Genomic DNA, 8,148 nt, shown 5'->3' with positions numbered 1-8,148 from the left:
CAGGTATCCAGGCCGCGCGCACGCGCGGCCACCATGATGCTTTGCAGGAACATGCCGTAGTCCAGCCAGCTGCCCTGCTCCAGGATGCGATCGATGGTGAAGATCATGCCCACCGGCGCGCCGAAGAACGTGAAGTTGCGCGAATGCTGCGCACGCATGCGGGCATTGTCCTCGCGGCTGATCTGCAGCAGGCTGTACAGGTCCCAGCCGACCTTGCGGCGGCGGTCGATATAGGGCGTGACCCACTCGCGCGGATAGTACGGATATTCCTCGCGGTATTTGCTGTCGCGCTGCGGATCGTCATAGGCGGCGAGCACGTCGGCCGACAGCCTGAGCTTGGCGTCGCCGGTCAGGACGTACACCCTCCACGGCTGCACGTTGGTGCCGGAAGGGGCGCGGCTGGCCACGGCCAGGATCTCGTTGACCACTTCGCGCGGCACCGGCGTATCGAGGAAAGCGCGCACCGAGCGCCGCGTGACGATGGCCTGGTCGACCAGCATGGCATCCCGCTTCTGCTGCGAATCCATACACCTGGGCTCCTTTGCGCCTCGTCTCACTGCGCCGCGGCAGGCGCTTCGTCCACCAGCGCCTGCAGGGCATTGCGCAGCGCGGCCGGCAACGGCACCGGGCGGCGCGTGGCGCGGTCCACATAGACATGGACGAAATGCCCTTGCGCGGCGGCAATCTCTTCGTCGTTGCGGAACAGGCCGACCTCGTAGCGCACGCTCGAATTGCCCAGCCGCGCCACGCGCAGCCCGGCCACCACCGTGTCGGGGAAACTCAGTGCGGAGAAATAATTGCACTGCGTCTCGATGACCAGCCCGATGGTTTCGCCAGCTTCGATGTCGAGCACGCCCTGCCGGATCAGGTAGGTGTTCACGACGGTATCGAAATAACTGTAGTAGATGACGTTGTTGACGTGGCCATAGACATCGTTGTCCATCCAACGCGTGGTGATCGGCTGGAAGTGGCGATAGGCGCTGCGGAGATCGGCGTTCGGCTTCATCGGGGCACGGTATGGAGGGATTAGCGGCGGATCACCAGGGCTACGCCGCCGGCGGCGAGGGCCATGCCAAGCGCGGCCAGCGGCGGAAAGCTCTCGCCGAACAGCAGCCACGCCATGGCGGCCGTGGTGGGCGGCGTGAGGTACATCAGGCTCGACACCTTGGTGGCCGCGCCCTGGCGGATCAGCAGGAAGAGCAGCGAGATGGCGCCGATGGACAGCGCCACCACCGACCAGGCCAGCGCGCAGATCATCTCGGCATTCCAATCGACATGGCGCGTCTCGGTCAGGAACATGAACGGCAGGCAGGCCAGCGCAGCCGCGGCAAACTGGATCACGGAACCCATGCGCAGGTCGAATACCGGGCAGTACCGCTTCTGGTAGAGCGTGCCGAAGGTGATCGAGAACAGCGCCCCCACCGCCAGCAGCAGACTCGGCACGGACAAGCCGGTGGCGGTGAGCTTGTTGGCCACCACCAGGCCGACGCCGGCGAGGCCGAGCAGCAGCCCCAGCCATTGCCGCCGGCGAATGGTCTCGCCCATGCGCGCGGCCGCCACCGCGGTCAGGACCGGTTGCATGCCGACGATCAGCGCCGACACCCCCGCCGGCATGCCCAGCTTGACCGCAGCCCATACGCCGCCCAGGTAGCCCGCCTGCAGGAACAGGCCGGCCAGCGCGATATGCCCCACCATGCGCCAGTCAGTGGCGCCGCCGCGGCGCGGCAGCCGCACCCGCGCCGCCACCACGAAGGGCACCATCAGCACCAGGACGCCGGCAAAGCGCAGGAACAGGAAGGTCATGGGCTCCGCATGCGGCATGCCGTATTTCGCCACGATGAAGCCGGTGCTCCAGATGACGACGAACAGCCAAGGCATGGCCGCCACCCACAATGTGCCGCGCAGCGCGCCGGCCTGGCTGCCGGCGCTCATCGGGAGACCGCCTGCGCAATGCCACCGGCGGTGGCCGGGTTCGGGCGCGCCGCATAGCGCGCTTGATACCGGGCCGCCAGCCCGATGGTTTGTGCGTGTACCGCCACGGTGTCCTCGATATGGTTGCCGTAGCCGCCGGCCATGGCCACGGCTACGGGCAGGCCCCGTCGCAGGGCGGCATCGAACACCAGGGTGTCGCGGCGGGCCAGGCCGGCGAGCGTCAGCTTGAGGCGGCCGAGACGGTCGCCCTCATGCGGATCCGCGCCGGCGAGATAGATGATCAGGTCCGGCGCGAAGCGCGCGAACAGCGTATCGAGCGCACCTTGCAGCGCCTCGGCATAGGCGTCGTCGTCGCAGCCGTCTGGCAGGCCCACGTCGAGGTCGCTCGCTTCCTTGCGGAAGGGGTAGTTCTTCTCGCCGTGCAGCGAGAGCGTGAAGACGAAAGGGTCATCACGCAGGATGGAGGCGGTGCCATTGCCCTGGTGCACATCCAGGTCCACCACCGCCACGCGTGTCACGAGGCCATCGCGGCGCAGCTGGCGCGCGGCGATGGCGGCATCGTTGAAGACGCAGAATCCGCCGCCCTTGTCGGCATAGGCATGGTGCGTGCCGCCGGCCAGGTTGACGGCAATGCCCTCGCGCAGCGCGGTGCGGCAGGCCTCGATGGTGGCGCCGGCCGAGCGCCGCGAACGCTCCACCATCGCCTCCGACCATGGGAAGCCGATCTCGCGCTGGCGCGCCGCATCGAGCTGCCCGCGCGAGACGCTATCGACATATTCGCGTGTGTGCGCCAGCAACAGGGCGTCGTCCCCGGCACGCGGCGCCTCGACCAGCGCCAGCCCGGCAACGTCGCGCACGACCGCCTCCCTCAGCATGCTGTACTTGCACATCGGGAAGCGGTGGCCCTCGGGCAGGGGCAGGACGAAATGATCAGCGTAGAAGGCAAGCATGAAGGGAAACCGGCGGCGGACGACCGGTTGCATCGACACAGGCAGCGATTCCGGCAGACCGCGATGGTAGCACCGCCCCGCCCCGGGCGTCCGCGCAGAACGATCGGCAAGTGGCGGCAGCACCTCACGATATGACCAGCCGGCGTGACCCTTCTGCTACTTGCCGATGGGTTCAGCGAAACTTCTTTGTGCAATGCACAAGAAGCGCTTGACACCCGATTTCTTTCCCCTAGAATAGGAATTGTTGCGGCGCACCATCCGAGTTTGCCAGGCAAACGGAACGCGCCGATAACCCCCAACGCCTGGGGCTGGCAGACGAAAAGTTGTTGTTCGTCATGGCTTTGACATCTGGGCGGCCTAATTTTGCATGATCTTGAACTTCATTTTTGGAGACTCGCATGAACTTCACCCCGGAACAAGTCGCCGCGGCGCAAAAAGCTAATCTGGAAACCCTGGTTGGCCTGACCACCAAGGCCTTCGAAGGCGTTGAAAAGCTGGTCGAACTGAACCTGCAAGTGGTCAAGGCCACTTTCGCCGAAAACGTCGACAACGCCAAGAAGGCGCTGTCCGCCAAGGACCCCCAGGAATTCCTGGCCATCCAGGCTTCGCTGGTGCAGCCGGTCGCAGAAAAGACCCTGGCCTACAGCCGTCACCTGTACGAAATCGCTTCGGAAACCCAGTCGGAATTCACCAAGGTGGCTGAAGCCYAACTGGCCGAAAACTCGAAGAAGGTGCAATCCCTGGTCGAGAACCTCGCCAAGAATGCACCGGCCGGTTCGGAATCGACCGTGGCCATCGTGAAGTCGGCGATCAGCGCCGCCAACAACGCCTACGAGTCGGTCCAGAAGGCCACCAAGCAGGCTGTTGAAATTGCTGAAAGCAACTTCCAGGCAGCCGCTTCGGCCGCCACCAAGGCCGCCCAGCAAGCCAGCGCCACGGCTCGCACCGCGACCAAGAAGGCTCCGACCGCCGCCTAAGCAGCGCGCACGGTAGACGAACCGGCTTCGGCCGGTTCGTTGGCAAAGCGCCGCTGGACCGTCCAGTGCGTTTTGCCAACGAAGGGACTCAGGAACCCGGTGAGGCAACCAGCCCCCCAAGTCCCCTGCCCTCGACCGATGTCTCCTCGGTATCCCGGTTTCCTTGTATTCCAGTACCGTTAATGCCCGGCCATGCGCCGGGTTTTTTTGTGCGCGCGGCGCGCAGCCACCGGCACACCGCCCGGGTTCGCCCCCTCCCCCGATTCCATGCCGCCCCACCTCTGGCAGCGAGGTTTTTCTCGCGGCAGAGCCGCGCAGGATTGTGGTTTAAAACGCTTGGCCGTTAATTGCAAAGCTTGAGAAAAGAAAGCCCACCGCGAAGGGTGGGCTTTCATCTTGCTGGCCGGTTGCTCAGCGCTTGCGCGGCGGCGGCACGTCGGTGCAGACGCCTTCGTAGATCTCCGCGGCCATGCCGATCGACTCGCCCAGCGTCGGGTGCGGGTGGATCGTCTTGCCGATATCGACGGCATCCGCGCCCATCTCGATGGCCAGGCAGACTTCGCTGATCAGGTCGCCGGCATGCATGCCGACGATGCCGCCACCGATGATGCGGTGGGTTTCCTCGTCGAAGATCAGCTTGGTGAAGCCTTCGTYGCGACCGTTGGCGATGGCGCGGCCGGAGGCAGCCCAGGGGAACACGCTCTTGGCGTACTTGACGCCCTGCTCCTTGCACTGCTCTTCGGTCAGGCCGGCCCAGGCCACTTCCGGATCGGTATAGGCCACCGACGGGATCTGCTTGACGTCGAAGTAGGCCTTCTCGCCGTGCGCGGCCTCGGCGGCGACGTGCGCCTCGTGCACGGCCTTGTGCGCCAGCATCGGCTGGCCGACGATGTCGCCGATCGCAAAGATGTGCGGCACGTTGGTGCGCAGCTGCTTGTCGACCTCGATGAAACCACGGTCGGTCACGGCCACGCCGGCCTTCTCGGCACTGATCTTCTTGCCGTTCGGCACGCGGCCCACGGACACCAGCACCAGGTCATAGCGCTGCGGTTCGGCCGGCGCCTGCTCGCCTTCGAACTTGACGTAGATGCCATCGGGCTTCGCTTCCACGCCGACCGTCTTGGTCTTGAGCATGACCTTGTCGAAGCGCAGCTTGTTCATCTTGTCCCAGACCTTGACGAGGTCGCGGTCGGCGCCCTGCATCAGGCCATCCAGCATTTCCACCACGTCGATGCTCGCACCCAGCGTGCTGTACACGGTGGCCATTTCCAGCCCGATGATGCCGCCGCCGATGACCAGCATCTTGTTCGGCACCTCCGGCAGTTCCAGCGCGCCGGTGGAATCGACGATGCGCGGGTCTTCGGGGATGAACGGCAGCTTGACCGCCTGGCTGCCGGCCGCGATCACCGCCTTCTCGAAGCGGATCACGGTCTTCTTGCCGGTGGTGGCCTTGCCGTCGCCCTCGGTCTCCTGCACTTCCAGGTGATGCGGGTCGAGGAAGTTGCCGATGCCGCGCAGGACCTGCACCTTGCGTGCCTTGGCCATGCCCGCCAGGCCGCCAGTCAGCTTGCCGACCACGGTTTCCTTGTAGTGGCGCAGGCCGTCGAGGTCGATCTTGGCTTCGCCGAACAGGATGCCGTGGGCAGCCAGCGCCTTGGCTTCGTCGATCACGGCGGCGTTATGCAGCAGTGCCTTGGACGGGATGCAGCCCACATTCAGGCAGACACCGCCGAGCGTGCCGTAGCGCTCGACCAGCACGGTGTTCATGCCGAGGTCGGCGCTGCGGAAGGCGGCCGAGTAGCCGCCGGGGCCTGCACCCAGCACCAGCATGTCGCACGTGATATCGGCGCTGCCCGCATGCGTGGCGGCAGCCGGTGCCGGCGCGGCGGCAGCTACGGGGGCCGGCGCCGAAGCAGCCGGTGCCGGCGCAGCGGCCGGTGCGGCCGGCGCGGCCGCGGCGCTGCTTTCCACCGTGCAGATCACCGCGCCCTTGGCGACCTTGTCGCCCACCTTGACGCGCACCTCGACCACCTTGCCACCCGCCGATGCCGGCACGTCCATGCTGGCCTTGTCGGACTCGAGCACGATCAGCGACTGCTCCACCTCGATCGTATCGCCGGCCTTGACCAGCACCTCGATGACTTCCACCGCGTCGAAATCGCCGATATCCGGCACCTGGACTTCGATCACACTCATGCTTTGCTCCTCAAGGACGCGCCCCGCCTCAGATGTGGGCCGCGTCGTCGTTATTGGTTGCCCCGTCGCCGGGCATGTCGCGCAACTGCACCACCTGTACTTCGATCGGCCCCGCCGAACTCTTGTCGAACTCCACCCCCGCGTCCACGCCGATGCCGGCAATGTCTGCCGCGCTCAGCTCCGGCCGGTCGAATACCGCGTGCATGGCGCCGAGCGCATAGTTGCGCCCCGAGCCGATGCCCCAGAAACGATCGAAGGAGAACACTTCGCGGTACGAATAGACGCCGAAGATACCCGCCGGGTTGGCGATCAGGCAGACGATCTGCGACGACTCGTAGGGGTCGTCCTCGTCTTCCTTGGTGTTGATGAAATACTCGTTCTTGAGTTTTTCATGCACCTTGAGAAAAGTCCGGAAGACATCGTCCCGCGAGCCCAGCCGGCAGTCCTCGCCCAGCCCGGCCAGCAGGCTGCGCATGACCGGGAAATGCGCGGTGGTCCCGGCCAGCGCCACGAAGCTCTCGCCCACCGGGAACACCTTCTGGTTGCGCTCATAGGCACGCGTGAGCCGCGTGTCGCCGAACGTCACCAGCGCATCGGCTGCAATCGCCACTTCACCGGCCTTCTTGACGACAACGCAGGTGGTCATGGATTTCGCTTCCTGTTGGCGGCGATCAGGGGTCGGCGGACAGTAGTCCGGCGGTTGGAAGGCACGCGCGGCGAACCGCGCGCGCCCTGCCCGCCTTAAAGGATGATGCGGCGGAAGTCCGCCAGCAGCTGGCCGATATACGCGTTGAAACGCGCCGCGTCGGCACCGTCGATGACACGATGGTCGTACGACAGCGACAGCGGCAGGATCAGGCGCGGCACGAACTGCTTGCCATCCCAGACCGGTTTCATGGCCGACTTGCTGGCGCCCATGATGGCCACTTCCGGCGCGTTGATGATCGGCGTGAAATGCGTGCCGCCGATGCCGCCCAGGGACGAGATCGAGAAGCAGCCACCCTGCATCTGGTCCGGCTTGAGCTTGCCGTCGCGCGCGGCCTTGGCGAGTTCGCCCATTTCCCGGCTGATCTCGATCACGCCCTTCTTGTCCGCGTCCTTGAGCACCGGCACGACCAGCCCGTTCGGCGTATCGGCCGCGAAGCCGACGTTGAAGTACTTTTTGTAGACGAGGTTGTCGCCGTCGAGCGAGGCATTGAAGTTCGGGAACTTCTTCAGCGCCGCCACGGTGGCCTTGATGATGAAGGCCAGCATGGTGACCTTGACGCCGGACTTCTCGTTTTCCTTGTTCAGCTGCACGCGGAAGGCTTCCAGCTCGGTGATGTCCGCCTCGTCATTGTTGGTGACGTGGGGAATCATGACCCAGTTGCGGTGCAGGTTGGCGCCCGAGATCTTCTTGATGCGCGACAGCGGTTTGCTGTCCACCTCGCCGAAGCGGCTGAAATCGACCTTCGGCCACGGCAGCAGGTTCAGCCCTGCGCCGCCGGCCGGGGCAGCCGCGGCTTGCGCCGGCGCCGCGGCCTGGCCGCTCATCACACCCTTGACGAAGGCCTGGACGTCGTCCTGGGTGATACGGCCCTTGGGACCGGTGCCCGCCACGCGCGACACGTCCACGCCCAGTTCGCGCGCGAACTTGCGTACCGAGGGGCTGGCGTGGGCGGCGCTGCCAGTCACGCCGGAGGACGGCGCGGCGGCGGGTGCAGCCGGCGCGGCCTGCGGCGCCGGAGCCGGTGCGGCGGCAGCCGGGGCCGCGGGAGCCGGCGCGCTGGCGGGAGCCGCTGCAGGCGCGGCAGGCGCGGCGCCTGCACCTTCGAGGATCAGGATCAGCGTGCCTTCGGCCACGTTGTCGCCGATCTTCACCTTGACTTCCTTGACCACGCCGGCGGCGGGCGAAGGCACGTCCATGGTGGCCTTGTCGGACTCGAGCGTGACCAGTGCGTCTTCGGCGCTGATGGTGTCGCCCGGCTTGACGTGGACTTCGATCACGGGCACGGAATCATAGTCGCCGATGTCCGGCACCTTGACTTCGATCGGGCCCGAAGACGCGGCGGCCGGCGCGGGAGCGCTTGCCGGGGCCGGTGCCGCCACCGGGG

Annotated in this window: 8 protein-coding genes; 1 reads left to right on the top strand and 7 read right to left on the bottom strand. The window is 66.1% G+C overall.

The genetic code is table 11. The annotated features are described in order from the left end of the window. The 4 genes from AC1DO7_RS37305 to AC1DO7_RS37290 all read right to left on the bottom strand — a co-directional run. Nucleotides 1–527, bottom strand: a 527-nt coding sequence (locus tag AC1DO7_RS37305) for a nitroreductase (protein ID WP_477117302.1), incomplete at its 3' end; no start/stop codon positions are given. Nucleotides 528–553: 26 nt separating this feature from the next. Next, entirely contained in the window at nucleotides 554–1,006 is a 453-nt protein-coding gene (locus tag AC1DO7_RS37300) for an acyl-CoA thioesterase (RefSeq protein ID WP_441616111.1), read from the bottom strand. 20 nt (nucleotides 1,007–1,026) lie between these two features. After that, on the bottom strand, nucleotides 1,027–1,932 hold the full coding sequence (locus AC1DO7_RS37295; protein ID WP_441616113.1) for a DMT family transporter: 906 nt from the start codon (nucleotides 1,930–1,932) through the stop codon (nucleotides 1,027–1,029). Then, complete coding sequence (locus tag AC1DO7_RS37290) at nucleotides 1,929–2,882, bottom strand: histone deacetylase family protein (RefSeq protein WP_441616115.1); 954 nt, start codon at nucleotides 2,880–2,882, stop codon at nucleotides 1,929–1,931. Before AC1DO7_RS37290 ends, AC1DO7_RS37295 begins: the two co-directional genes overlap by 4 nt. Nucleotides 2,883–3,280: 398 nt before the next feature. On the opposite strand from AC1DO7_RS37290, the gene phaP1 reads away from it, so the two are divergent. Next, the gene (phaP1, locus tag AC1DO7_RS37285) at nucleotides 3,281–3,859 is read left to right on the top strand and encodes a TIGR01841 family phasin PhaP1 (protein ID WP_477117301.1); all 579 of its coding nucleotides are present in this window, start codon (nucleotides 3,281–3,283) and stop codon (nucleotides 3,857–3,859) included. A gap of 411 nt (nucleotides 3,860–4,270) precedes the next feature. Here the strand turns inward: phaP1 and lpdA are convergent, their stop codons facing one another. The 3 genes from lpdA to aceF form a co-directional block, all read right to left on the bottom strand. Continuing rightward, nucleotides 4,271–6,055 (bottom strand): dihydrolipoyl dehydrogenase, encoded by a 1,785-nt coding sequence (gene lpdA / locus AC1DO7_RS37280; RefSeq protein WP_477117300.1) that lies wholly within the window; start codon nucleotides 6,053–6,055, stop codon nucleotides 4,271–4,273. Between the two features lie 28 nt (nucleotides 6,056–6,083). Further along, the gene (locus AC1DO7_RS37275) at nucleotides 6,084–6,701 is read right to left on the bottom strand and encodes an Ntn hydrolase family protein (RefSeq protein ID WP_441616121.1); all 618 of its coding nucleotides are present in this window, start codon (nucleotides 6,699–6,701) and stop codon (nucleotides 6,084–6,086) included. A gap of 95 nt (nucleotides 6,702–6,796) precedes the next feature. Continuing rightward, on the bottom strand, nucleotides 6,797–8,148 hold a 1,352-nt coding region (gene aceF, locus AC1DO7_RS37270; RefSeq protein WP_477117299.1), incomplete at its 5' end, for a dihydrolipoyllysine-residue acetyltransferase.

The sequence above is a fragment of the Cupriavidus sp. 05N40 genome (assembly GCF_056397305.1).
The sequence above is the reverse complement of the archived record's forward strand: the minus strand, read 5'-3'. Positions and strand labels throughout refer to the sequence as shown.

What these genes read in the sequence shown, in the direction of transcription:
- AC1DO7_RS37300 (WP_441616111.1), bottom strand. Translation starts at nt 1,006, where the DNA reads ATGAAGCCGAACGCCGATCTCCGCAGCGCCTATCGCCACTTCCAGCCG.
- AC1DO7_RS37295 (WP_441616113.1), bottom strand. Translation starts at nt 1,932, where the DNA reads ATGAGCGCCGGCAGCCAGGCCGGCGCGCTGCGCGGCACATTGTGGGTG.
- AC1DO7_RS37290 (WP_441616115.1), bottom strand. Translation starts at nt 2,882, where the DNA reads ATGCTTGCCTTCTACGCTGATCATTTCGTCCTGCCCCTGCCCGAGGGC.
- AC1DO7_RS37275 (WP_441616121.1), bottom strand. Translation starts at nt 6,701, where the DNA reads ATGACCACCTGCGTTGTCGTCAAGAAGGCCGGTGAAGTGGCGATTGCA.